We start from the raw sequence: 24,553 nt of genomic DNA, 5'->3' as shown, positions 1-24,553 counted from the left end.
GTCGCCAACGGGTATTTTTTTGTAAAAAAATACCCACCAGTTTTTCTGGTGGATAAAATAGTTGAGCGTTAAGCATGTTTATGTCGGGTAATTGCATACCAGACTAAACTAATAATAAATCCGACTAAAGCTGGTAATACCCATCCCATACCAATTGAAAATAGCGGGAAGTATTGTTCGCCTAGTTGAATGAAGGTTTGGGCAATCCCCGTTTGACTTACTGCTGGCGGAGCGGCATTCAAACCGTCAATAATTGAAGCAATCAAAGTAAATAAGGTAGTAATTTGGTATACTCGACGATCATTATTAAATAGTCGTCCAATAATCGCTAAAATGATCAAAGTCATTGCCAAAGGATATAAAAACATTAAGACAGGTGTGGCTAATTCAATGATTTTGGTTAAACCAACGTTAGCAAATAAACAAGCCATAGCACTAACGAGTGTTGCAAAAAATAAATATTTATATTTAGGAAACAACCCAGAAAAAGTTTCAGAAAATGAGGTAATCAAACCAATTCCCGTTTTTAAACAAGCAACAATAACAATCAGCGCCAATACGATACTGCCATAGGTGCCTAAATAATATTGAGATATTTGGGCTAAAGCAACTCCGCCATTTTCACTGACAGGAAATTCACCTAAACTCATAGTCCCCATATAAGATAAAAGACTGTAAATAATCCCCATTAAAACAATACTAATGGTACCAGATTTTATAGTATCGACGGCAATGGTCGAAGGTTCTTTGATTCCGCGATTTTTAATTGCTTCTATGATCAAAATACCAAACGCTAATGAAGCGAGCGCATCTAAGGTATTGTAGCCTTCAATAAATCCACCTGAAAAAGCACCACTGTAATAGTCTGGATGTACAGGAGCGCTAGCGACTCCTCCTAACGGATTAACAAATGCTAGTATCAGTAAAATAGCTAATAGAACTAAAAAGATTGGGTTTAAAAATTTACCGACATAATCAAGAATCTTCGAGGGTTTTCTAGAAAACCACCAGGCTGTAACGAAAAATAAAACACTAAAAATCGCTAACACAAGACCTTGTTGCCCACTAGGAACGTGTGGTGCGATCCCAATTTCATAAGAAGTTGTGGCCAAACGCGGCAGAGCAAAAAAAGGTCCGATAACGAGATAAAGCAAAATAGTAAAAATATAGGCATAAGGTTTATTAACTCGTGAGGACAACTCAAATACCCCGCTACTTTGCGAAACGCCCATCGCGATAACTCCTAAAAAAGGTAAGCCGACACCTGTAGCTAGTAAACCTAAATTAGCTGCGGTAATATTTGCTCCAGCTTCTTGGCCTAAATGGACTGGGAAAATCAAATTTCCTGCGCCAAAAAACAAGCCGAAGAGCATGGAACCAATGGTTAAATAATCTCTAAATAATAGCTTCTTTTTCAAATCAACCAACTTCTTTCACAATATTATAACTAACAACTTAACAAAATCAATTAGAAATAGCAATTATAAAGTGAAAAAATCTTTTTAATTTTCTAAATTATTTTCAAAAAAATAGGAACTGGGACAATCGATACTTTCCAGCAATGATCCATGTAAAATTGCTTACGTCTGCATCTTTTACAACGAGTAGTGGCAAAAGCAAGCCAACACTCGTTTGTAAAATTCACATTGCCGGGATCTCTTATCTTCAGTTCCTATTGATTTAACTACGGATTCGGTGTAAAAATTCTCGCGTTCGAACTTCTTTTGGATGATCAAATATTTCTTCAGGAGTTCCTTGCTCGGCGATCACGCCTTGATCCATAAAAATCACTCGATCAGAAACGTCTTTAGCAAAGCTCATTTCATGTGTCACAATAACCATAGTTAGACCTGTTTCAGCTAAGTCTTGGATAGTCTTTAATACTTCACCAATCATTTCCGGGTCAAGCGCTGAAGTTGGTTCGTCAAAAAGTAGAACGTCGGGGTTCATAGAAAGGGCGCGAGCAATCGCTACTCTTTGCATTTGTCCACCAGATAATTGAGCAGGTTTGGCAGAGACAAACTGTTCCATGCCTACGTTTTTTAAATTTTCTAGTGCAATCTTTTTAGCTTCCTCTGGCTTTCTGTTTAAAACAGTGGTCTGTCCAGTCATACAATTTTCTAGTACATCCATGTTGGCAAATAGGTTAAAAGATTGAAACACCATGCCTAGATGGGTACGATATTTTGGTAGGCTATATCCTTTTTCCAGCACATTTTCGCCTTTATAAAGGATTTGTCCACCCGTCGGTTTTTCCAATAAGTTGATGCATCGTAAAAAGGTCGATTTCCCTGAGCCAGAAGCTCCGATAATGGATAGCACTTGCCCTTTATTAACTGTAGTAGAAATATCTTTTAATACTTCATTTTCGCCAAAATTCTTTTTTAAATGGTTAATTTCGATAATTGCTGTCATGTGTGACCTCCTATTCGTGTCCTGTAGTCGTTTCTTCTATTTTATTATAAGAATTGGGACCGTCCATTTTCTTTTCCATTAGTCGCAATAATCCGGTAGCTGTTAAGGTCATGACTAGATAAATTGCTCCTACAATCGTAAAGGTTTGGAAAAATAGTAAGTTCGTTCCGGCCGCCGCGGTTCCTTGGAAGAAAAGATCCCCTACACTGATGACACTTAAAACAGCAGTATCCTTGATATTGATAACTGTTTCATTCCCAATAGCAGGTAAAATGTTACGGATCGCCTGAGGTAAAATGACTTTACGCATACTTTGTCCGTGTGTCATACCAATCGCTTGAGCAGCTTCAAACTGTCCTTCGTCAACCGCAAAAATGCCACCACGTACGATTTCAGACATATAAGCGCCTGTATTGACAGACACGATTAATAAAGCAGCGATTGTACGATTCATATCGATAGAAAATAGCAAAGCTACCCCATAAAAGATGACCATTGCTTGTACCATCATCGGCGTACCACGGAAAACTTCAATATAGATACGCAAAATTCCATTAGCAATTTTTTGCAAGGCACGTAAAAGGGGACTTTCTGATTCTGGTGTCGATCTAAAAATACCAATTAATAAACCAATTATAGTCCCAGCGATGGTAGAGAAGATGGCGATGACCAGCGTCAAACCGGCGCCTCTTAAGAAGAGCATCCCGTATTCTGATATGATATTTTTGAATGTAGCTAGCAATCCGCTAGACTCTTCTTCTCCATCTGCGCTATCGGACGAAGAGGGTTGATCTTCTACTGCTTGGTCCATAATCTGAGTTCGTTCATCTTCTGGAATGCCACCTAAAATGTCATTGACTTGGTTTAAATCAGGATCGTCTTGGCGCATACCCACAGCCACTTGGATGTCTTCTGGGGCTGTTTCAAAGCCTTCTCCTTCATCGAATTCAACCATTGTCAAATCATCATTGACATTAGTTGCAGTGACACCTTCGGGGCGTTCGCTGACATAGCCATCGATAATTCCCGAGGACAAAGCTACCCGCATAGCAGAAAAGTCGCTTTGTGCTTGTTGCTTATCTACTCCGGGGATTTGATCAATTACAGAATAGTGGAAAGTGTTTAGTTGCGCAGTAATTTGTGCCCCGTTAAGGTCATCAAGCGATTTTGCATCCGCATAATCGCTGTCTTGACGTGTGACAACAACTAAATCTGATTCATAATAAGGATCGGTAAAGTCGATTTCTTTACGACGTTCTTCGGTTGGCGACATTCCAGCAACAATTGCATCAATTTGACCAGAATTTAAGGCTGGTACAAGACCATCCCATTCAATTGGGACAACGACCAATTCCTTATCCATTCCTTCGGCAATTTTTTTAGCCATCTGGACATCGTATCCTCCAGCATAAGAATTCGAATCACCGCTTTTAGGTACAGCTCCATTACGATCGTTGGTTTGTGTCCAGTTAAAAGGCGCATAAGCAGTTTCCATTCCTACCCTAAACTGATCATCAGGGGTTTTTTCATCTGCGTTTGCTATCGCTGTGGCGCCAAACAACACCATAAATAAAGACACTAATAATAGCCAATAATTTTTTTTCATGTTTTCATTCTCCCTCTTTTTTTGAGTGATGAATTTTGAAAACACACAAGCAATATAAAGAAAAAACAGTCGTACTCCATGATTGGAAAACGACTGCAGACATTTTGTCAACAAACTTCTCACAAAACATAGCGCACCTTAGCTTGTGCTAAGACAGTACGCAAGCTGTTTACTTGCGTCCCAACGATTGATTCAAGCAAGAAAAAATCGTTTCGGCCAATTTCCCTAGTCCTGTTTCTACGTGCTGCTCCACTCCACAGGGTTAATGAAATTTGCGACCTCTACCTGTTCAAAGGTATCTTTTATTCAAATTTCAACTCGCTCTGATTTTAGAAGAAAAAAGGGACATTGTCAACTAAAATCAGACCAATATTCATTGTTTAAGTCATTCAGGCTGCTTTAGTTTCTTTAGGTTCACGACCTAAGATAGCTTGAATAACTGTTAAACCAAGCAAAAGCCCTAAGATTAAATAGATCAGACTTGAGTATTGGGTAATGCCCCAGCCCCAAGTATTATAAATAAGCATTGTGACCCAAAGCACAACTGCTGAAAGAACATTCAAAAGTCCAAATGCCCATAGATTTCCGTTTTCTTTACGTACTAAATAGAAGATCGAAAAATACAAACTAAGTGCTAGCCAAGCAATGTTAATCAAAATAAGGCCCCAATATATAATAGCTGCTAACATGATTTTGTTCACCTCGCTTATTATTTCAATTAGGCTAATTTTACCATGTTTTGTCTAAGGTGTCACAAAAATTTAAGGAAAAAGCTAAAATTTGTGATTTTTTTCATCAAGTTTGTTTAAAATGAAAGCAAAGACAAATAGGGATAGTTATTGTATGATAGAAAAAAGAATTTCAGTAACAAAAACGGACTAAAAAGAATATAGTGTGAGGAGTAAGTTATGTCTGAACGTACAGAAAAAGAAAAAATGATTGCTGGTGAATTGTATTTTTCAGCCGATCCAGAATTAGCGGCGGACCGCAAAGCGGCTAGAAAACAACAACTTTTGATCAATCGCGAAGATGATCCAGCGCTTCGTAGACAGTTAGTAAAAGAAACTTTTGGTCATGCCGAAAACCATGTTCATATCGAACCAACACTGCGCTTTGATTATGGCTATAATATATCAGTTGGGGAAAATTTTTATGCGAATTACGATTGCGTGCTGCTTGATATTTGTCCGATCTCCATTGGGGATGATTGCATGTTAGCGCCTAACGTTAAATTATACACAGCATCCCACCCACTGCACCCAGTAAAAAGAAAAAGCGGCTTAGAAGACGGAAGTCCGATCACTATTGGTAATGATGTATGGATTGGTGGTGGCTCTGTCATTATACCCGGCGTTACATTAGGTAACAATGTGGTTGTGGGGGCTGGAAGTGTCGTAACGAAATCTTTTCCTGATAATGTAGTCATTGCTGGCAATCCAGCAACTGTAATAAAAACGATTGAATTGGATCCCCAGGAAGTGACACCTTTAAAACAACAACAAGATATAATCGATGAGTTAGATTGGCAAATCGCCGGGTTGTTAGAAAAAAGGATGGCAGCAACCACTAACATTGCGCAAATCAAAACAAATAATAATGAAGACTTTTTTGATACGAAACGATATGAAGAAATACTCGCGCAAGTTCGCAAAGCTGTAACGAATACTGTATATGAAGAAGCAATTATAGAAACCTTTAAAGATATGATGGCACATGTGCAACGCATGCAAAAAAATCAACTGGGGGAATAGCTATGGATGGTCAAAAGCGGCGTAAAGCATTACTTGATTTGTTGCAACAATCTTCTGAAGCCATTAGCGCTAACCAATTTGCTCAAAAATTTGGCGTCAGTCGTCAAATTATTGTGGGCGATATCGCACTTTTACGCGCCGCCGGAGAAGAAATTATCGCAAGCGCCAAAGGTTACAGAATGGCTTATGATCAAAAGGGTTACTTAGCAAAAGTAGTAGTGCAGCACACCAAAGAACAAACACGCCAAGAGCTAGAGGCTATTGTTTCTTTAGGCGGTGAAATTATCGATGTCATTATTGAACACGATCTTTATGGCGAAATTGTAGGAAATTTATATATTAAAGATCAGTCTGATGTTGAAGCTTTTATGCAAAACTATGAAGCTTCTCAAGCAAACTTTTTACTACAATTAACGAATGGGATTCATCTTCATACTATTGCTGCACCAGATCAAGAGACTTTTGAAACAATTAAACAAGCTTTGGCTAAGCAAGGAATCTTATATTCATCCTAAAAAATAAGCAGTTAGTGTTGACATTTCTTATAAGATACGGTAAATTGATCACATTGATAAGAAAAATAATATCCGCAGATTAGGGAAGTAAACTTGGATGCTTTAAAGAGAGACTCTGGTTGGTGAAAAGAGTTAAGTCATGAAAAGTTGAAAATGGCCTAGGAGGATAGCGTGTCGATAAGTAGGCATGCTCGGAAGTTCTACCGTTAAAAAGAACACCGATCTTTCATAAAGTTGAAAATGTCGGGCTAAGGGAAGTTTTAACTTCTGAACAAAAGGTGGTAACACGACTATTCGTCCTTTTACTGGTAAACGCAAATACCGGTAAAAGGACTTTTTTTATTAAATAATTAACGAAGACATGGTAAGTAAATAGGTGACGTTTTTTACAGAAAACTCCGCTAGCTGAGAAGGAGAAAAACAGCCTTTTGAAAATGGCCATCGAGTGATTCATCTTTAAGTTACTAAACGAGGAGATGACGGTTACAACCCGATATCTTGTTTGTGTCCACATGTCCGGATAAAGAGAAGCTGGTTATACAGCTTAATTGAGGTGGTACCGCGCTTTAGGCGTCCTCAAGAAAACAGATAATTGATTGTTTTCTTGAGGACTTTTTTTATAAGACAAACGAATAAAAGTTTTTTAAGTAGATAAGGAGAGGTTATAAATGATTGAATTAAAAGATATTTCAGTAACTTTTCGCCAAGGAAACCGTGAAATCCCAGCGGTCAAAAACGTTGATCTTTCAGTGGATCAAGGCGATGTGTATGGGATTGTTGGATACTCTGGCGCTGGCAAGAGTACATTAGTCCGAGTGATAAATTTGTTACAAGAACCTACTGAAGGAGTCGTTGAAGTAAATGGGACGGACTACAGTTCTCTTAAACCTAAAGAATTACGAGCTAAGCGCAAAAAAATTGGGATGATCTTTCAACACTTTAATTTAATGAACAATCGTACGATTTTTGATAATGTAGCCTTTTCTTTGAGATATTCAGGAACTACAAAAAAAGAACGTAGACAAAAAGTCAATGAGTTATTAGATTTAGTCGGACTATCCGAAGAAATTAATGCCTATCCTAGTCAATTATCTGGGGGACAAAAACAGCGGGTAGCGATTGCTCGGTCATTGGCTAATGATCCAGAAATTTTATTGTGTGACGAAGCAACCAGTGCGCTAGACCCTAAAACGACCTTGCAAATTTTATCTTTATTGCAAAAACTAAATAAACAATTAGGCTTGACCATTGTAATCATCACTCATGAGATGCAAGTGGTCAAAGAGATCTGTAATAAAGTGGCCGTCATGGAAGAAGGAGAAATTATTGAACGAGGGGGCAGCATTCAAATTTTCAGTCAACCAGAAAAACCATTGACTAAAGATTTTATCCGAACCGCGACACATATTGATCAAGCGCTGGATACGATTTTAGGTAGTGATAGTTTCTCGAAGTTGGGAGAAAACGAATGGTTAGTCGAACTGTCTTATGTAGGTGACCAGACGAGTAAACCGTTAATCGCGGAATTATTCAGCCAATTTCAAGTAACCACTAATATTTTATACGGCAATGTTGAAATTATCCAAGACACGCCTCTAGGAAGCTTAATTGTAAACTTGTCAGGAGAATTGGAACAAAGACAAAAAGCTTTTGAGTATCTGAAAAGTGAAGGGGTCTATGTCAACATATTAAAACAAGCGGAAGGAGGCGTTTAATATGCAAGATTTACTTGAACAATATTTACCTAATGTTATGGATATTCCCGATGAATTTATTGAAGCAACTCAAGAAACAATTTATATGACCGTTTATACCTCGTTAATAGCAGGTGTTATAGGGCTTATTTTCGGTATTTTACTCGTTGTTACTAGACCCGGCGGATTGTTAGAACAACCTGTATTTTTTAATATCTTAGATGAAGTTGTCAATACGGTTCGTTCGATTCCTTTTATTATTTTGTTAGCCTTGTTGGTTACCTTTACCCGTTTTATCGTGGGAACTTCGATTGGTGCGACAGCTGCCTTGGTTCCATTGATCGTCGGCGTTGTTCCTTTTTATGCTCGGCAAATTGAGGTGGCTTTGTTAGAAGTTGACCCGGGCGTCATCGAAGCGGCAGAAGCGATGGGGACCAGTCCGTTTGGTATTATTTTTCGGGTCTATTTACGTGAAGGTTTACCTGGTATTATTCGCGTTTCTGCTTTAACGATTATTAATGTCATCAGTCTTACAGCAATGGCTGGAGCTGTTGGTGCTGGCGGATTAGGGAACCTAGCGATTACCAGAGGTTATAATCGCTTCCAAACAGATGTTACTCTGGTTGCAGTTGTTATCATTTTAATTATCGTATTTATCAGCCAAGCAGTTAGTAATTGGTTAATAAGAAGAGTGAGTCATTAAAAACGGGAGGAATGTTTAATGAGAAAGAGAAAAGGATTGTTAAGTTTAGCAGTTGCAGCGCTTTTTGTTGTTGCTGGCTGTAGTAACGGGCAAGGTTCAGCAGATGACGCAGAAGATACAACGGTTCAACTAGGTGTGATTGGTGCAGATACAGATGTTTGGGATGACGTACAAGAACGGTTAGCTGATGAAGGGATCGATTTGGAATATGTAGAGTTTACTGAATATAGTCAGCCGAATACTGCTTTAGAAAACGGCGACATCGACCTTAATTCCTTCCAACACCAAGATTTCTTGGATAACTATAATGAAGAACGCGGGACAGATTTGGTATCGATCGGAAATACGGTTAATGCTCCATTAGGAATTTATTCGGAAAAGATTGAAGATTTGGACGAATTAGAAGATGGTGCAGAAATAGCGATCCCCGATGATGTGACCAATGGTGGACGGGCTTTGAAACTATTACAAACAGCTAATTTAATCGAGCTGGATGACGATGTTCAAAATCCAACAATTTCTGACGTTACAGGAAATCCAAAAGATCTCAATATCACAGAGTTGGAAGCTTCCCAAACTGCACGTGCGATGGAAGATGTCGATGTTTCAGTGATTAATAGTGGTATGGCAGTAGACGCTGGCCTTTCACCAAATGACGATGCAATTTATTTAGAACCAGTTGATGAAACTTCGCGTCCTTACGTGAACATCATTGCAGCTAGAAAAGAAGACGAAGATAACGAAGTCTATCAAAAAGTTGTCGACGCCTATCAATCAGAACAAACAGCAGAAGTAATCGAAGAAACATCTAATGGCGCAGATATCCCAGCATGGGAAGAATTTGGTAGAAAATAGGAGGGATTTTAGATGACAGCTAGAAATGAAAAAGATACAATAATTCAGTCATTTATCCAAGAACGGCTACCTCTGTATAAAGAACTAGCTCTAGCCATTCATAATCATCCAGAGACTAGTAATCACGAGGATTATTCTTCAGATGTTTTAGTCGGCCAGTTACAAAAAGAAGGATTTGAGGTAAAAAAAGATGTTGCAGGACATCCGACGGGCTTTGATGCACGGTATAAAGCAGACAAAGAGGGGCCTACGTTGGCTTTTTTAGCAGAGTATGATGCTTTAGCTGGCATTGGTCATGCTTGTGGGCACAACTTATTTGGTACCTATTCCGTTTTGGCTGCCAGTGCTCTAAAACAAGTGATTGATGAAGTGGGTGGTGAAGTTCGAGTTTATGGAACTCCTGGTGAAGAAGGGGGCGAAAATGGTTCAGCTAAAGGTAGTTTTGTACGGGAAGACTATTTTAAAGATGTTGACGCGGCCCTTTGTGTTCATCCGGGTTATCGTTATATCAAAACTTCTCATGGTTTAGCTTGTGATCCAGTTGATGTAAAATTTCATGGGGTTGCTTCGCACGCAGCTGGTGCACCGGAAAAAGGAATTAGTGCCTTAGAAGCACTGATTCAAACGTTTAATGGGATTAATGGTTTACGTTTATATTTGCCTAAAGATGTCAATATTCATGGAATTATTACGGATGGCGGCACCGCGGCCAACGTTATTCCAGAATATGCAGCAGGTAGAATCTATCTGCGTGCTAAAAACCGGGCGACCTTAGATGAGGTTTATGATAAAGTTGAAAATGTAGCCAAAGGCGCAGCAACTGCTGTGGGAGCAACTTATGAATTTGGTCGTTTTCAAAATGCCGTGGATGATGTAATTATCACGCCTTCATTTGATGATGTGTTTTATCGCCACGCCAAAGAAGCAGGCGTTCCAGAAGAAGAATGTGATTTTACACCTAAAGAAACCTTTGGCTCTTCTGATGTAGGAAATGTCAGCCAAGTGATTCCTACGATTCAGCCTAATGTATCAATTGCAGACGACTACATTGTCAATCACTCTGAAGAGTTTAAGCAAGCAGCTTGTAGCGAAAAAGGTTTAAATTCAATCGCAATTGCGGCAGAACTATTAGCCAAAACCGCCTTAGATTTGATCGAAGATCCGGAATTATTGGACCAAATCAAAGAAGAACATAAAGCCAGCTTAGCCCAAGGAAATTAAGATCCATCTATTGTTTATTTTAATACTTAGCTAAGCACTATTGAGCTAGAAACAGGAAGTTAAGATAAACGGTGGATAGTTAAAATTGAAAAGAGATTTTATCCCTTTTCTGATCCTTACACTAGCAAACTTAGAGCCAGTTAAAATAACAAATTCAAAACCAACAGAGTAGAAAAATCACTTTTTATAAAAAAATAAAGTCATCAACCGTTGAATATTTTACGGCTGATGACTTTTTGTTATTCAATAACCAGTACGCCTTCATTTAGAGCAAATGGGTTATCTTCATTAATATGGTCATAAAAAAGGACCCCATTTAAGTGGTCAAGCTCATGTTGCACAACGACTGCTGGATAGTTTTTCAAACGAATTTTTTTCTTTTCGCCTTCTGCGTTGTAGTAACGTAAAGTAATTCTTGCTTGACGTACAACATATCCTGCGACGTCACGATCTACTGACAAGCAGCCTTCTCCTTCGCCCATGCAAGCTTGTTGTACAGAGTGACTCAAAATTTTGGGATTGTATAATACATCCTTAAATTCAGGTTCATCACTGTCTGGATCCATGCTAGGTACCAGTACCGCGGTTATCCGTTTTCCTACATCGACTTGTGGGGCTGCAAGTCCCACGCCGCCTCGCAGCTGTAGTTCTTCGGCTTTTTGTGGATCTTGACTATTTTCCAAGAATTCCATCATTTCTTTTCCTAATTTTTTATCTTCATCGCTTAAAGGAAAAGTGACTTCTTCGGCCACTTTTCGTAAAGTAGGACGACCTTCACGAATAATATCATCCATTGTGATCATTGATGACCAAACTCCTCTCAAGTATAACTTCAATATGTAGGTTTTCTTTGCCCAACTTATAGTGTAACACAAAAAAATTTAAGAGGGGCGAAAAATGTTTTGTGCAAAAGAGTAATTTCTTAATTCGATGAAATCCATTATAGAGTATAAAAAAGCTAAAAGAAAATTTTATGAAAGGAGACTTTTTTCTTGCAATGTTTGGTTAGCAGAGTATAATGACGTATTGTCATATGACAGCGTGTCATAAATAAAGGTATGAGGAGGAAGGTATTACAATGCCATATGAAACGTTTTTTAATCTGCCAGATGAAAAACAAAAACGAATTTTAGAGGCCGCTAAAAAGGAATTTTCGCAAAGTGCGCTAAAAGATGCATCAATTGCCGATATCGTTAAAGACGCGGAAATTTCTAGAGGAAGTTTCTATCAATACTTTGCCGATATCGAAGATTTATATTTGTATTATTTTCATACCTTAGGTAAAGACAACCATAAACAACTTCTTCTTAACTTAAGGCAACATCAAGGAGATTTATTTGCTACTTTTGATGATTTCTTTTCCCATTGGATATTAGAAATATTTAAGGGCGAAAATGTACTTTTTTATAAAAATTTATTTACCAGTATGGATTATCGCGGGATGCATAAATTTATGCCGTTTGCTGATAAAAAAATGCATCGTAAAGCGACTACAGCCCAACGCAAAAAATTAGAAAATGATCAAAAAGCGATGCTAGAAGCAGTCGATCGCACACTACTTGATGTAAAAAGTGAGCAAGAGTTACAACTGCTTCTCCAATTATTGATACATATTACCTTTTCGACGATCGCCGATGGTTATCGGTATCATTTTGAAAATGGTTATTATAGCACCCAACAAATCAGTAAAGATTTCCGTTTGAAACTAAACTGGCTGAAAAATGGGGCTCAAAGAGATAAAAAAGTAAAGGAGAACAATGAATGATAAAAGTAATCAAAAAGATTTCATTTACCTCTGCACTGATTGCGGTCGGTTTTATGGTATTTCAAGTGATTTCTGACTTATACCTACCTAATATGACGTCTAACATTATTGATAATGGCGTGGCAGAAGGCGACATTGGTTATATTTGGCGCATTGGCGGGATAATGATGATCATTTCGTTGATTAGTATTATTGCTGCTTTTGGTAATGCCTTTTTTGCAACTAGAGAATCACAAAGGTTAGGGAGAAAATTACGAACAAGTATTTATCAAAAAGTCGAAAATTTTTCGATTGATAAATTTGATAAATACGGGACAGCTTCACTCATTACTCGGACAACTAACGATGTGAACCAAATTCAAATGGTTGTACAAATGTTTTTGCGCTTAATGATTCAAGCGCCTATCATGTTGATTGGGGCGAGTTTTCTTGCTTATCAAAAAGACGCTCAATTGACCAAAGTATTCTTTGTAGTTATTCCGCTGGCTATTGTTGCCATTGGCGGGATTATGTATTTTGCAGTACCTTTGTTTCGTAGTATGCAAAAAAAGACCGATCGTCTTAACTTAGTTTTTAGAGAAGAATTAACAGGCGTTCGAGTGATTCGCGCTTTTAATAAAACGGATTATGAAACGAATCGTTTCGATCAAGCCAACCGTGATTTTACACATACAGCTATCAAAGTAAACACTTTGGTCGCTTTAATGCTGCCTTTGATGACTTTAATCATGAGTGGAACCAATATTGGAATTACTTGGTTTGGCGGACAATATATTGCGGATATGCAATTACAAGTGGGAAATATGATTGCTTTTATCACTTACGCTATGCAAATTTTAATCAGTTTTATGATGCTTTCCATGATATTTGTCATGGTTCCTAGAGCACAAGCTTCAGCTGATCGGATCAATGAAATTTTAGATGAAACTGACGATATTACTGATAAAAAACAACCTGAACGTATTTCATTAGCAAAAGAAAATGCCACCTTACAATTTGATCATGTAAATTTTCGTTACGCTGATGCCGATAAGCTCGCTTTAGAAGATGTTCATTTCAAAGCAAAAGCCGGTGATACGGTCGCAATTATCGGAGGAACTGGTTCAGGGAAGACCACCTTTGTTAACTTGCTGCCCCGCTTACATGAAATCGAATCAGGTTCGATTCGTTTAAATGGACATGATATTCAAAATATCAGTCAACATGATTTGCGTGAATTAATCGGTTTTGTGCCTCAAACAGCAGTCCTTTTTCGCGGAACAATCCGTGAAAATATGCGCTATGGGAATGCAGAGGCAACGGAAGACCAAATTTGGCAAGCTTTAAAAATTGCTCAAGCTCAAGATTTTGTTGCTGAAATGCCGGATGGTTTGGACAGTCATGTCGAACAAGGCGGCGGTAACTTCTCAGGCGGCCAAAGGCAACGATTAGCTATTGCTCGTGCGCTGATAAAAGAAGCTGATTTATATGTATTTGACGATTCATTTTCTGCTTTGGATTTCAAAACTGATGCTAATCTACGACAAGCATTACAAGAAGAAATGACAGACGGAATTATGGTAATTGTTGCTCAACGTGTAAGTACCATTATGGATGCCGATATGATTTTAGTATTAGAAGCAGGCCAAGTAGTCGGCAAAGGGACACATAAAGAATTATTGGAAAACAATAAAACTTATCAAGAAATCGTTCATTCCCAATTGAGAGAGGAGGATCTAGGTTGAGTAAAGAACAAAAAAATACCACAGACCAAGAACCTACCCAAGTAAGAAATCGTAAACCGAAAAATTTTTGGAAGACGGTTCGTCGGCTAGTTCATTATTTGTCGGCACGTTTAGTTGCGATTATCGCGGTTTTCGTATTAGCAATTGGAGCAGTTGTTTTTCAAATTCAAACGCCAAAAGTTTTAGGGAGAGCGACCACGGAAATATTTAAAGGCGTGATGACTGGAGTTAAACAAATGCAAGCCGGTCAAAACGTTACATCTTTTCCGATTGATTTTGATAAAATCGCACAAATTTTATTCACTGTGATTGCGATGTATCTTATTTCGGCTGCATTTAATTTTTTGCAACAATTTATTATGACGCGAGTGTCACAACGTTCCGTTTATCAAATGCGTAAAGATTTGGATGAAAAAATCAATCGGTTGCCTACAGTATATTTTGATACGCACAGCAACGGTGATATTATGTCGCGGGCGGTCAATGATATGGATAACGTGGCAAACATGTTGCAACAAAATTTGACGCAATTTGTTACTAGCATTGTGACTTTTGTAGGGGTACTAGTTATGATGCTTTCGATTAGTTGGCAGTTAACGTTGATCGCACTAGCGACGATTCCATTGAGTTTAATCGTTGTGATGATTATCGCTCCTAAATCGCAAAGATTCTTTGCTGCTCAACAGAAGAGTTTGGGGCTTTTGAATGATCAAGTGGAAGAAACCTATGGTGGACATACGGTAATTAAAACTTTCAACCATGAAGAACAAGACCAAGCAGTTTTTGAAAAAGAAAATCAACGATTATATACAGCTGGTTGGAAGGCGCAATTTATTTCTGCCATCATTATGCCTTTGATGAATTTCATTAAAAACTTAGATTATGTTTTTGTTGCAGTGTTGGGCGGCATCAAAGTTGCTAACGGAAATATGGATCTTGGGAATGTTCAAGCATTCTTACAATACACCAATCAATTTTCACAACCAATTACTCAATTATCGAATTTGATTAATACAATCCAAGTTACAGTCGCTTCAGCTGAACGTATTTTTGAAGTTTTAGATGAAGAGGAAATGATTGAACAACCATCCAACTTACCTGTGGAAGAAAATTCCCCTTATAAGGTTCGCTTTGAAGATGTACAGTTCGGTTATAGTGATGATCAGTTATTATTTACTGACTTTAGTTTGGACGTCAAACCGGCCGAAACAGTAGCAATTGTGGGGCCGACGGGTGCTGGAAAGACGACATTAATTAATTTATTAGAACGATTCTATGATGTTTCCGGTGGTAGTATTCGATATGACGGCGTTGACGTTCGCGATATGTCTAAAGAACGTTTACGTAGTAAAATATCGATGGTCTTACAAGATACCTGGTTATTTACCGGCAGTATTTATGCAAATATTCAATATGGTAATGACCAAGCTAGCCATGAAGATGTCAAAGAAGCCGCTAAAGCTGCGCACGTGGATGAATTTGTGCATCAGCTACCGGATGGTTATGATACTGTCTTAAATGAAGATGCCAGCAATATCTCCCAAGGACAAAGGCAGTTAATTACTATTGCGCGGGCTTTCTTAGCAGATCCTGAAGTGTTGATTTTGGATGAGGCAACGTCTAGTGTGGATACACGGACTGAAATCTTAATTCAAAAAGCGATGAATCGTCTTTTAGAAAATCGTACCAGTTTTGTTGTTGCCCATCGTTTATCTACGATTCAAGGAGCAGATAATATTGTTGTTATGAATCATGGTTCGATCGTTGAAACTGGCGATCATGAAACTCTGATGAAAAAGAAGGGCTTTTATGCTGACTTGTATAATAGTCAATTTTCTTCTGGCGAAATAGCATCATAAGCGTTTTGCATAAATTCGAATGGAAACTTCTTGATAGCAGTAATCCATTCGAATTTTTTCTATGCTCCATTCATGCTATAATGGAATTAGTAAAATTTGGAGGAAAAAATATGACCTTACGCGTAGAAAATCTAACGGGCGGTTATAACCAAATCCCGGTATTGAAAAATTTAAATTTCACGCTTAATGACGGGGAAATAGTTGCTTTGATTGGTTTAAATGGTGCGGGTAAAAGCACGACAATCAAAGAAATTATTGGTTTACTACAACCGCAACAAGGACGCATTGAATTAGACGGTCTAACGATCACTAAGGATCCAGAAAGTTACCGATCAAAAATCGGTTATATTCCAGAGACCCCTCTTTTATATGAAGAATTAACCTTAAAAGAACACTTAGAAGTCACGGCGATGGCTTATGATATCGACCCAAAAGAAGCCCAAAGACGGGCTGAACCCTTACTTAAAACTTTTCGCTTAGATCAACGTCTCGAATGGTTTCCAGCTAATTTTTCCAAAGGGATGAAACAAAAAGTGATGGTTTTGTGTGCTTTTTTAATTGAGCCTAGTCTTTATATTATTGACGAGCCATTTTTAGGTTTAGATCCTTTAGCCATTCATGCGTTACTAGAATTAATGCAAGCAATGAAAGAGCAAGGTTCATCCATTTTGATGTCCACGCATGTTTTAGCAACGGCTGAAAAATATTGCGATCGTTTCATTATGCTTCATAATGGAGAAATTCGAATGCAAGGAACATTAGAAGAATTACGTCAGGCATTTAATAAGCCAGAGGCGTCTTTAGATGATCTTTATCTTGCGTTGACAGAGGAGGCTTGATGATGAAAGCTTTCTTTCAAACACGTTTAAAGAAACACCAAAAACATATGATGCGTTATATGAAATATGTGTTAAATGACCATTTTGTGCTGATCATGACCTTTTTATTAGGCGGTGTCGGTTTCTATTATTCCAATTGGCTAAAAACGTTATCCACGGGGTATCCAGTTGGTGGGTTATTGGTTTTAATCATTTGGATTGCGGCATTGCATATAGGTCGTTTTGCCAGTTTGGCTGAACCAGCAGACCAAATTTTTTTATTACCCAAAGAAAAACAGATGCGCTCTTATTTATCGGCAGCTTTTTCTTATAGCTGTATTTTTCCATTTGCTGCCTTACTTTTGATTTCAGCGTTTACGATGCCATTAGTGGTAGTATCCACCGGGAATTCTTTTGTCACTTTTTTCTTTTATTTGCTTAGTTTGTGGGGGCTTAAAATCAGCCATCTAGAAATTGAGCGTATGAATATCTTTCAAGATATGCAAAAGGCCAGAAAGAATGCTTACTTTTTATGGATTATTTTTACGTTCGTTGTTTTGGCTATCAGTATATGGTTGCAACCCATTTTCGGCACAATTCTTTCTATTATGCAGATTATTTTATTCCATAAATTATGTTGGCAGACGATGAATGTCTCACTAGATTGGGAAAAAATGATTGCTGAAGAACAAGATCGGCTGCATCGGATTTATCAATTTATCAATTTATTTACCGACGTTCCCGAGATTGCCACTAAAATTAAACGACGCAAGTATCTAGATCCTTTATTAGATCGGATTGCTTTTTCTCAACATAATACGTACCTGTACTTGTATGCTCGTCGCTTACTTCGTGGCAATGAATATAGCGGCTTATATCTACGATTAGTCATTTTAGGTGGCTTATTGCTTTATTTTGTTTCTGAACAGTGGTTTGCTTTAGGCATCGGAATCTTGTTTATTTACTTGATTGGCTTTCAACTTTTGCCGCTATACCAGCAATTTCAATTTGTACCACTGACGAAATTATACCCGCTTAAAAAAGAGCAAAAGCTTACTGCTATAAAGAAACTACTAGGCCTACTTTTAACTTTTTGCGCCATCGTGTTTGCAGTGATCGCTTTATTTTCTTTAACTCAATGGAGTGAGCGTTTAATTGTGATCATTGGTTATTTAGTAATGGTGCTTTTCTTTGTAGAAGGATATTTGCCTTATCGGATTAAGAAAATGAACAATTAAGGAAGATCTTTCTTCACTAAAATCGAACATACATGTGCTTGACGATATGAAACCAGCAAGCTAAAATAAGAATTACTGCGATAAAGGAGGTAAGCTTTGATGACAATGCGTATGGATAATGATTGGCAGCTACGCCCGATCAAGGGTGACACGGGAAAAGCATATATTGGGCTAAAAGAACAAGACAAAATATTTATCAAACGTAATACGACACCAATGCTTGCTGCTTTATCAAAAGAAGGAATTACCCCTAAATTAATTTGGACGAAACGAACAGGAGACGGTGATACGCTGTCGGCTCAAGAATGGTTAGAAGGTCGGCTGCTAGAACCTGAAGAGATTGGACAAAGAAATGATGTCATCGATGTACTCTATCATTTGCATCATTCCCGTTCTTTAAAAGACATGTTAAAAAAAATGGGCGGTATTGTTAAGCCTCCAAAAAAAATGTTGGAGGAATACGAAGAAACTTTACCCGATGCATTAGCTAAGAATCAATTTTTAGCATTAGTCGTTCAATTTCTTAAAAAGAATATTCCTGCTTTTAATGCAGCGGAAAAAACCGTAGTTCATGGTGATGTGAATTGTCGGAACTGGATTGTTTGTCAAAATTATTTATATTTAGTGGACTGGGATTCTGTGATGTTTGCTGATTCTGCTGTAGATATCGGAACGATTCTAGGCAATTATTTGCCAGTTTCTAGTTGGAGTCAGTGGTTAATGAGTTATGGGATTCAAAGTACTGATGAAAATATTGAAAAGATCTATTGGTACGCTTTGCTGAGTATGTTGCAAGAAATAAAAAAATGTTACCACAAAGGTAAGTTAAAAGAAGCAAATGAAGAAATTTTACAATTAAAACGAATTTATACAGGTTAAAAAAGGGTGGGTGTGTCTGAAATGACAACAGCCACCCTTTTTAGAAGGAGTTTAAGTATGCGAGTTAGAAAACGACACGGCGCTGAAGAAATGCTTGCCAACAACCCACAATTTGTGGTACCTGACCCTAAAAATTGGCGGGGTCATTGGAAAGAGCGCTTTTCAAATGGTCATTCCTTACATATTGAAATTGGCATGGGAAAAGGGCAGTTTATTACAGAGATGGCCAAGGCTCATCCTGAGATTAATTACATTGGCATCGATCTACAAATAAGTGTGGTATCTTTTGCACTGGACAAACTACAGGCTGCCGAATTGCCTAATTTACAACTATTGCATGTTGATGGTTCGGCTTTAACAGAATATTTTGCAGATAGTGAGGTTGATTTAATCTATTTAAATTTTTCTGATCCATGGCCTAAGAAAAAACATGAAAAACGGCGCCTTACTTCAAAGAATTTTTTAGCGGTTGATGAAGAAATCTTACAGCCCTGTGGACAGATCCATTTTAAAACGGATAATCAAGGACTGTTTGAGTATTCTTTAGCAAGCTTTTCGCAGTATGGCATGACGATTAAACAAGTGTGGCTTGATTTACACGCCAGTGAATTTACCAATAATATTATGACTGAATATGAAGAAAAGTTTTCTAATAAAGGACAACCTATTTATCGCGTGGAAGCAGAGTTTCCTGATAAAACGCAATAGTTTTTTAACAAGTAGTTAAAAATTCTCATGATTTTTTAGATAGTAGAAAGACTAACATAATATTCAATTAGCAACTGAACGGATAATAGATAGTTAAAACGTTATCCGAGGTTGCAAAGATGGATAACGTTTCAAGGATTTGATATCCAAGATTAAAAAGATAGACAATATTTTTGCTTTTTGTTATCCGAAAAAGCGGCAAATTAGCATAAAAGGTCTGAAAAAAGCAAAAGACGGACAACAAAAGGCCAAAACGTTATCCGAGGTTGCAAAGATGGATAACGTTTCAAGGATTTGATATCCAAGATTAAAAAGATAGACAATGTTTTTATCTTTTGTTATCCGAGGATGTTTCTAAATTTTGGCAGTAGGGCTTCAAAAAAGTATTACCAAAAATTAAATGCGCACTAAGAGTGGGAGTTTTAGCCAAGTCTAGGACATCCATAAGAGTTGACATTCTAAGGTGGTCATCTTATGATTTTTATAAGGACAAAAATTGAAGGAGAGATTAAATGAGTTTAACAGATACGTATACTTTATCAAATGGAGTGAAAATTCCTGTGGTAGGTTTTGGAACTTGGCAAACACCGGATGGCGATGTTGCTGAATCTTCTGTTTTAGCAGCTTTAAATGCCGGTTATCGTCATATAGATACTGCAGCGATTTATGGCAATGAAGAATCTGTTGGCCGCGGGATTGCTAAAAGTGGCGTTGCTCGTGACGAGTTATTTGTCACAACCAAATTATGGAATGCCAATCATTCTTACGAACTGGCTAAAAAAGCCATTGATGAATCATTAGAAAAACTAGGGCTAGATTATGTTGATTTATATTTGATCCACTGGCCTAATCCGAGCGAGTTTAAAGATCATTGGCAAGAAGCCAACGCAGATACTTGGCGTGCCATGGAAGAAGCCGTGGATGCGGGTAAAATTCGTTCCTTAGGAGTATCAAATTTCTTAGAACATCATATCGAGGCTTTATTGAAAACAGCGAAAATTAAGCCGGTTGCCAATCAAATTTTCTTAAACCCAAGTGACCAGCAAGAAGAACTTGTTGCTTATAACAAGAAACATGATATTTTAAGTGAAGCGTACAGTCCGCTAGGTACAGGGAAAATCTTTGATGTTGATGAACTAAATGTATTAGCTAGTGTTTATAATAAAACAATTGCTCAAATTGTCTTACGTTGGAGTTTACAACATGGTTTCTTACCATTGCCTAAATCTGTTCATGAAGACCGGATTATCGAAAATGCCCAAATTTTTGATTTTGAATTAAGCGATAAAGACATGAAAGCTATTGATAACTTAAAAGGGACCGCTGGAACAGGCCCAGATCCTGATAATAAATAAAAACTTAAAATCCCCCTGCTATGGTGTTTTTAATAGCAGGGGATTTATTTGTAAGAAAATTATTATTAAAAGTCTTGTTACTAGAATTATAGTTTAAGCTGAATATGCATTAATCTTTTACCACAGACCATTCATCAATTGTTTTATTATCCTTATCTTTTAATACAAGCCAACTATTGGTTCCACCATAGTAAAGAAATAAACCGACTTCATTGACGCTTTTTAAAATAATATCTTCCGTTGTAGTAAAATTTTGTACTTTGTCTTTTTGTTCATCACGTAATTGTGTCCCCATTCGGGCGTCTAAACCAACGGAACCATCTTTATTTAATTTGTATTCCTTACGTAACTGCGCCCCTTTTTTGATTAACATTTCATTGCGTTTTTGCCAGATGACAGTTGCCTGACTATCAAAATCGTCGACAAAAAATTCTATTTCGCTTAACGTTTTATTCCAACGATGTGGGGCTTTAGCAGGAATGCGTTTCTTCTGAACGAGTGTAAAACCAAATTTTTCTAAGAGTAACATGAGATCTGCTAAATAATCATTCATTGCTGGTAGTCGATTTTTTGACGTTTTTGATAACCCATCTGGGGTTGTCTGTCCATTATTTTCCTGTGTTATGTCAGCCAGTTGCTGGATTAAACGATTACTATCCAAATTTTTTGGAGGGATGACTTGAACAAAGGTATCTGCTTTTATAGCAAGTTTTTCTTCTAAAACAGAATGAATTGACTTGAGCTGTTTTTCTTTAAATAACAGATAAAAACCGCTTTGATCGTAATTGAGAGCTTCTCGTGAATAAAAAATAATTACCTGACTGTCCGTATCTGTTAAAGTTATTTCAGCTTTCTTATCATTTAAAGCAAGTTCAGCGTTAATGGACATCATTGTCACTCCTTAATATCATAGTTATTGATATGTATATCATTAAATATATAGTTAAAGGCACTAAAAAGCAAATAATGCCTAATAGTTATCAGCTTATTAAAGTCTAAAGATGTAATTATTGTTGAGAAGAAGATTTTAGTTGGTCAACATTTGTACGGCTACGCAAGATACCCTTTTGTTTGCTGCTTTGGTCAAATACTAGTAAACTGAAATTGTAGAAATAATAAGGAGGCTTTTTTGATATGGAAACTGTGACATTAAATACAGGAATAAAATTACCAATTGTCGGTAGTGGCACGAATACTTTTGGTAAAGTTGATAATAATTACATGGGCGAAATTAATGGGGATACTTCTGAAATTCTAGCAGCTATTCGTTCAGGCTATCGTCATTTTGATACGGCTATTTCTTATCGGAATGAATCAGTACTAGGGAAAGCTTTACAAGAAAGTGATAAAGATCGTAGTGAGTTTTTTATTACTTCTAAAATTCCGGGAAAAGAAGAATATTATGCTGACGAAGAGGCAGTCAAAAAGGGTGTCGAACAAAGCTTGAAAGCATTAGATACAGATTATATTGACTTGTATTTGATTCACCATCCATGGGATAATCTTGATCAAATATTATCGATGTGGCGGGTGTTAGAAAGCTATGTCGATAAAGGAACATTAAAAGCGATTGGCGTTTCTAACTTTAATGAAACAGAATTAGGCTATATCATAGAAAATAGCCGGATTAAACCAGCTGTGAACCAAGTTGAATCTCATCCTGGAAACTGGAATGATGAGATTGTCAATTATTCTTTAGAGCATCAAGTTGTGCCAGAAGCATGGGGCCCGCTAAAAGGGGTTAGTGATGATGCGCAAGAAACATTGCGTAAAATCGGTGAAAAATATAATAAAACCTGGGCCCAAGTAGTTTTGCGTTATCAAATTGAACGAGGCGTTGTGGTTATTCCAAAATCGCACAATCAAGAACGGCAGAAACAAAATCTAGCTGTATTCGATTTCGAACTTACAGAAGAAGATAAACAATTGATTAGTCAACAATAAAAATGATAAAAAAGGTAAGGTATAGAGCTTGAGCTGTACGCCTTATCCTTTTTATAAGAGGATTTGCAACTACTTCAATTTTCCGCTACTATGTAAAGAGTTGGAAAATTGGAGGTAAATGATGACAATTAAAGCAATTGCAATGGATATGGATGGAACATTGCTCAATGAAGAGAAGAGAATAACTGAAAAAACGAAAGCTGCTTTGGTTGAAGCGCAAAAGCAAGGAATTAAAGTAATACTAGCGTCAGGCAGGCCTACACCTGGTTTGTTCAAATATGCAGAAGAATTGGCGATGGAAAAGTATGATGGCGTTGGGCTTTCATTTAATGGTGCTCATGTTCTTGATTACCAAACGAACGAAGTATTGTTTGAACAACCTTTACCGTCGGAGACTTCCAAAGCTATTTTAGAACATTTAAAAGCATTTGATGTAAAACCGATGATTTGTCATCAAAATTATATGTACGTTAATGACGTTTTTGATAATACGATTCATTTACCAGATGGAGACATGAATATTATTGAATACGAAGCAAGAGCTGGTGGTTACAAACTATGTGAAGTCAATGATTTAGCAGGTTTTTGCGATTTTTCTTTGTATAAAATTTTGGTAGCAGCAGATCCTGATTATTTAAATCAACATTATAAAGAGATGATGCGACCGTTTGAAGGCCAAGTCAGTGCACTTTTTTCAGCGCCGTTTTATTTTGAGTTTACGGATGCAGGTATTACCAAAGCAAAAGCAATTGCTGCGACTTTACCTAGGTTAAATTTAAGAAAAGAAGAACTAATGGCATTTGGTGATGGACAAAATGATCAAGCGATGATCGAATATGCTGGCGTTGGAGTAGCAATGGATAATGCTACAACAGATCTAAAGCAAATAGCTGATGAAATCACTTTGTCTAATAATGAAGATGGTATTGCTCATACCTTAGAAAAATATCTTTCTTAAAATAAAAAGGTGGAACTTCCTCCAAAGAAGTCCCATCTTTTTTGTGTACTTGATTGAAATTTTCCGCTGCTAGTAAACAAATTGATGCTTTGGCAGTTTTTCATTCAACTGTCCGAAAATTTCTATGCTAAAGTAATATATAAACATAATAGAAAAGTAATGCCTGACAGTGGAGTCATAGTATATTTTTCTTTATTACTTTGAGATATAAAGTTTGCTAAAGTCATTAAACCCAGAGCAATTGTGATAATCCACATGAGTATATTGGTAGGTAAAAAGTATAAACCATTGAATATCTTAGCGTGTTTTAGAACAACTACCGCCATGAATAAGAGGATCAAAGAACTAATAGTACTCACAGTACGTAATTTTTTAGGTAGAATCTTGTGGTATCCGCCTAATGTAAACTCCCCAAGGGGAAAACCAAGTGTAAGTAATTCTTGAAAAATTGCAAGAGACACAAAGATAACCGCTACAATAATTGAAGATATAGCAACCAAATCGTTTTCCATTACATAACCTCCTCGTACAATACGTTAGTTTAG

General features: G+C 37.3%; 23 protein-coding genes, 1 riboswitch and 2 other annotated features. Of the genes, 16 read left to right on the top strand and 7 right to left on the bottom strand.

All coding sequences use genetic code 11. The annotated features are described in order from the left end of the window. Positions 1 to 68: 68 nt before the first annotated feature. The 4 genes from brnQ to C7K43_RS07430 form a co-directional block, all read right to left on the bottom strand. Positions 69 to 1,418 (bottom strand): branched-chain amino acid transport system II carrier protein, encoded by a 1,350-nt coding sequence (brnQ, locus tag C7K43_RS07445; RefSeq protein ID WP_124006297.1) that lies wholly within the window; start codon positions 1,416 to 1,418, stop codon positions 69 to 71. 262 nt (positions 1,419 to 1,680) lie between these two features. Next, positions 1,681 to 2,415 carry an amino acid ABC transporter ATP-binding protein gene (locus tag C7K43_RS07440; protein ID WP_124006296.1) on the bottom strand — a complete coding sequence of 245 codons (735 nt, stop codon included), beginning with the start codon at positions 2,413 to 2,415 and terminating at the stop codon, positions 1,681 to 1,683. Between the two features lie 10 nt (positions 2,416 to 2,425). Further along, a complete protein-coding gene (locus C7K43_RS07435) occupies positions 2,426 to 4,021 on the bottom strand; it encodes an ABC transporter permease subunit (protein ID WP_124006295.1) in 1,596 nt (531 codons plus the stop codon). A gap of 121 nt (positions 4,022 to 4,142) precedes the next feature. Then, a riboswitch (Lysine riboswitch) is annotated at positions 4,143 to 4,313 on the bottom strand. Between the two features lie 97 nt (positions 4,314 to 4,410). After that, positions 4,411 to 4,710 (bottom strand): hypothetical protein, encoded by a 300-nt coding sequence (locus C7K43_RS07430; protein ID WP_124006294.1) that lies wholly within the window; start codon positions 4,708 to 4,710, stop codon positions 4,411 to 4,413. Between the two features lie 219 nt (positions 4,711 to 4,929). Here C7K43_RS07430 and C7K43_RS07425 point away from each other — a divergent pair, with 219 nt between their 5' ends. From C7K43_RS07425 to C7K43_RS07400, 6 genes are all read left to right on the top strand, one after another. Beyond that, positions 4,930 to 5,772: a chorismate mutase gene (locus C7K43_RS07425; RefSeq protein ID WP_124006293.1), complete on the top strand. Its 843-nt coding sequence runs from the start codon at positions 4,930 to 4,932 to the stop codon at positions 5,770 to 5,772. A 2-nt stretch (positions 5,773 to 5,774) separates the two neighbouring features. After that, entirely contained in the window at positions 5,775 to 6,287 is a 513-nt protein-coding gene (locus C7K43_RS07420; RefSeq protein ID WP_124006292.1) for a transcription repressor NadR, read from the top strand. A gap of 66 nt (positions 6,288 to 6,353) precedes the next feature. After that, positions 6,354 to 6,592, top strand: a binding site (T-box leader). Between the two features lie 42 nt (positions 6,593 to 6,634). Continuing rightward, positions 6,635 to 6,868, top strand: a binding site (T-box leader). A gap of 87 nt (positions 6,869 to 6,955) precedes the next feature. Continuing rightward, positions 6,956 to 8,002, top strand: a complete 1,047-nt coding sequence (locus tag C7K43_RS07415) for a methionine ABC transporter ATP-binding protein (RefSeq protein ID WP_124006291.1) — start codon at positions 6,956 to 6,958, stop codon at positions 8,000 to 8,002. 1 nt (position 8,003) lies between these two features. Next, positions 8,004 to 8,684 (top strand): methionine ABC transporter permease, encoded by a 681-nt coding sequence (locus tag C7K43_RS07410; RefSeq protein WP_124006290.1) that lies wholly within the window; start codon positions 8,004 to 8,006, stop codon positions 8,682 to 8,684. Positions 8,685 to 8,702: 18 nt separating this feature from the next. Beyond that, positions 8,703 to 9,539 carry a MetQ/NlpA family ABC transporter substrate-binding protein gene (locus tag C7K43_RS07405; RefSeq protein ID WP_124006289.1) on the top strand — a complete coding sequence of 279 codons (837 nt, stop codon included), beginning with the start codon at positions 8,703 to 8,705 and terminating at the stop codon, positions 9,537 to 9,539. Positions 9,540 to 9,551: 12 nt separating this feature from the next. Next, on the top strand, positions 9,552 to 10,760 hold the full coding sequence (locus C7K43_RS07400) for a M20 family metallopeptidase (protein ID WP_124006288.1): 1,209 nt from the start codon (positions 9,552 to 9,554) through the stop codon (positions 10,758 to 10,760). A gap of 239 nt (positions 10,761 to 10,999) precedes the next feature. Here C7K43_RS07400 and def read toward each other — a convergent pair whose 3' ends face one another. Next, on the bottom strand, positions 11,000 to 11,563 hold the full coding sequence (def, locus tag C7K43_RS07395; RefSeq protein WP_124006287.1) for a peptide deformylase: 564 nt from the start codon (positions 11,561 to 11,563) through the stop codon (positions 11,000 to 11,002). 275 nt (positions 11,564 to 11,838) lie between these two features. Between def and C7K43_RS07390 the strand changes: the two genes are divergently transcribed. The 8 genes from C7K43_RS07390 (at position 11,839) to C7K43_RS07355 (ending at position 21,106) form a co-directional block, all read left to right on the top strand. Continuing rightward, positions 11,839 to 12,525, top strand: coding sequence for a TetR/AcrR family transcriptional regulator (locus C7K43_RS07390; RefSeq protein WP_124006286.1), 687 nt, complete (start codon positions 11,839 to 11,841; stop codon positions 12,523 to 12,525). Then, complete coding sequence (locus tag C7K43_RS07385; RefSeq protein ID WP_124006285.1) at positions 12,522 to 14,249, top strand: ABC transporter ATP-binding protein; 1,728 nt, start codon at positions 12,522 to 12,524, stop codon at positions 14,247 to 14,249. The genes C7K43_RS07390 and C7K43_RS07385 overlap by 4 nt, the downstream gene beginning before the upstream one ends. Next, positions 14,246 to 16,108, top strand: coding sequence for an ABC transporter ATP-binding protein (locus C7K43_RS07380; RefSeq protein WP_186810715.1), 1,863 nt, complete (start codon positions 14,246 to 14,248; stop codon positions 16,106 to 16,108). Before C7K43_RS07385 ends, C7K43_RS07380 begins: the two co-directional genes overlap by 4 nt. Before the next feature lie 110 nt (positions 16,109 to 16,218). Next, on the top strand, positions 16,219 to 16,947 hold the full coding sequence (locus C7K43_RS07375; protein WP_124006283.1) for an ABC transporter ATP-binding protein: 729 nt from the start codon (positions 16,219 to 16,221) through the stop codon (positions 16,945 to 16,947). A gap of 2 nt (positions 16,948 to 16,949) precedes the next feature. Then, positions 16,950 to 18,164 (top strand): ABC transporter permease, encoded by a 1,215-nt coding sequence (locus tag C7K43_RS07370; RefSeq protein ID WP_124006282.1) that lies wholly within the window; start codon positions 16,950 to 16,952, stop codon positions 18,162 to 18,164. 99 nt (positions 18,165 to 18,263) lie between these two features. Next, a complete protein-coding gene (locus tag C7K43_RS07365; RefSeq protein ID WP_124006281.1) occupies positions 18,264 to 19,043 on the top strand; it encodes a phosphotransferase family protein in 780 nt (259 codons plus the stop codon). A 57-nt stretch (positions 19,044 to 19,100) separates the two neighbouring features. Next, entirely contained in the window at positions 19,101 to 19,751 is a 651-nt protein-coding gene (gene trmB / locus C7K43_RS07360) for a tRNA (guanosine(46)-N7)-methyltransferase TrmB (RefSeq protein ID WP_124006280.1), read from the top strand. A gap of 512 nt (positions 19,752 to 20,263) precedes the next feature. After that, a complete protein-coding gene (locus tag C7K43_RS07355; RefSeq protein WP_124006279.1) occupies positions 20,264 to 21,106 on the top strand; it encodes an aldo/keto reductase in 843 nt (280 codons plus the stop codon). A 109-nt stretch (positions 21,107 to 21,215) separates the two neighbouring features. Here C7K43_RS07355 and C7K43_RS07350 read toward each other — a convergent pair whose 3' ends face one another. Beyond that, entirely contained in the window at positions 21,216 to 21,995 is a 780-nt protein-coding gene (locus C7K43_RS07350; RefSeq protein WP_124006278.1) for a hypothetical protein, read from the bottom strand. A 245-nt stretch (positions 21,996 to 22,240) separates the two neighbouring features. On the opposite strand from C7K43_RS07350, the gene C7K43_RS07345 reads away from it, so the two are divergent. Beyond that, the gene (locus C7K43_RS07345) at positions 22,241 to 23,050 is read left to right on the top strand and encodes an aldo/keto reductase family protein (protein WP_124006277.1); all 810 of its coding nucleotides are present in this window, start codon (positions 22,241 to 22,243) and stop codon (positions 23,048 to 23,050) included. A gap of 121 nt (positions 23,051 to 23,171) precedes the next feature. Beyond that, positions 23,172 to 24,008: a Cof-type HAD-IIB family hydrolase gene (locus C7K43_RS07340; RefSeq protein WP_124006276.1), complete on the top strand. Its 837-nt coding sequence runs from the start codon at positions 23,172 to 23,174 to the stop codon at positions 24,006 to 24,008. Between the two features lie 122 nt (positions 24,009 to 24,130). On the opposite strand, the gene C7K43_RS07335 is transcribed toward C7K43_RS07340, so the two are convergent. Beyond that, positions 24,131 to 24,520: a hypothetical protein gene (locus C7K43_RS07335; protein ID WP_124006275.1), complete on the bottom strand. Its 390-nt coding sequence runs from the start codon at positions 24,518 to 24,520 to the stop codon at positions 24,131 to 24,133. Positions 24,521 to 24,553: the final 33 nt, after the last annotated feature.

Origin of the sequence: Tetragenococcus koreensis, assembly GCF_003795145.1 — a bacterium.
Lineage (GTDB): Bacteria > Bacillota > Bacilli > Lactobacillales > Enterococcaceae > Tetragenococcus > Tetragenococcus koreensis.
Note: the sequence above shows the minus strand (reverse complement) of the source record. Positions and strands in the feature narration are given on the sequence as shown.

What these genes read in the sequence shown, in the direction of transcription:
- C7K43_RS07435 (WP_124006295.1), bottom strand. Translation starts at nt 4,021, where the DNA reads ATGAAAAAAAATTATTGGCTATTATTAGTGTCTTTATTTATGGTGTTG.
- C7K43_RS07365 (WP_124006281.1), top strand. Translation starts at nt 18,264, where the DNA reads ATGACAATGCGTATGGATAATGATTGGCAGCTACGCCCGATCAAGGGT.
- C7K43_RS07370 (WP_124006282.1), top strand. Translation starts at nt 16,950, where the DNA reads ATGAAAGCTTTCTTTCAAACACGTTTAAAGAAACACCAAAAACATATG.
- C7K43_RS07440 (WP_124006296.1), bottom strand. Translation starts at nt 2,415, where the DNA reads ATGACAGCAATTATCGAAATTAACCATTTAAAAAAGAATTTTGGCGAA.
- C7K43_RS07375 (WP_124006283.1), top strand. Translation starts at nt 16,219, where the DNA reads ATGACCTTACGCGTAGAAAATCTAACGGGCGGTTATAACCAAATCCCG.
- C7K43_RS07420 (WP_124006292.1), top strand. Translation starts at nt 5,775, where the DNA reads ATGGATGGTCAAAAGCGGCGTAAAGCATTACTTGATTTGTTGCAACAA.
- C7K43_RS07390 (WP_124006286.1), top strand. Translation starts at nt 11,839, where the DNA reads ATGCCATATGAAACGTTTTTTAATCTGCCAGATGAAAAACAAAAACGA.
- C7K43_RS07425 (WP_124006293.1), top strand. Translation starts at nt 4,930, where the DNA reads ATGTCTGAACGTACAGAAAAAGAAAAAATGATTGCTGGTGAATTGTAT.
- C7K43_RS07385 (WP_124006285.1), top strand. Translation starts at nt 12,522, where the DNA reads ATGATAAAAGTAATCAAAAAGATTTCATTTACCTCTGCACTGATTGCG.
- C7K43_RS07345 (WP_124006277.1), top strand. Translation starts at nt 22,241, where the DNA reads ATGGAAACTGTGACATTAAATACAGGAATAAAATTACCAATTGTCGGT.
- def (WP_124006287.1), bottom strand. Translation starts at nt 11,563, where the DNA reads ATGATCACAATGGATGATATTATTCGTGAAGGTCGTCCTACTTTACGA.
- C7K43_RS07355 (WP_124006279.1), top strand. Translation starts at nt 20,264, where the DNA reads ATGAGTTTAACAGATACGTATACTTTATCAAATGGAGTGAAAATTCCT.
- C7K43_RS07415 (WP_124006291.1), top strand. Translation starts at nt 6,956, where the DNA reads ATGATTGAATTAAAAGATATTTCAGTAACTTTTCGCCAAGGAAACCGT.
- trmB (WP_124006280.1), top strand. Translation starts at nt 19,101, where the DNA reads ATGCGAGTTAGAAAACGACACGGCGCTGAAGAAATGCTTGCCAACAAC.
- C7K43_RS07430 (WP_124006294.1), bottom strand. Translation starts at nt 4,710, where the DNA reads ATGTTAGCAGCTATTATATATTGGGGCCTTATTTTGATTAACATTGCT.
- C7K43_RS07405 (WP_124006289.1), top strand. Translation starts at nt 8,703, where the DNA reads ATGAGAAAGAGAAAAGGATTGTTAAGTTTAGCAGTTGCAGCGCTTTTT.
- C7K43_RS07340 (WP_124006276.1), top strand. Translation starts at nt 23,172, where the DNA reads ATGACAATTAAAGCAATTGCAATGGATATGGATGGAACATTGCTCAAT.
- C7K43_RS07410 (WP_124006290.1), top strand. Translation starts at nt 8,004, where the DNA reads ATGCAAGATTTACTTGAACAATATTTACCTAATGTTATGGATATTCCC.
- C7K43_RS07350 (WP_124006278.1), bottom strand. Translation starts at nt 21,995, where the DNA reads ATGTCCATTAACGCTGAACTTGCTTTAAATGATAAGAAAGCTGAAATA.
- C7K43_RS07335 (WP_124006275.1), bottom strand. Translation starts at nt 24,520, where the DNA reads ATGGAAAACGATTTGGTTGCTATATCTTCAATTATTGTAGCGGTTATC.
- C7K43_RS07400 (WP_124006288.1), top strand. Translation starts at nt 9,552, where the DNA reads ATGACAGCTAGAAATGAAAAAGATACAATAATTCAGTCATTTATCCAA.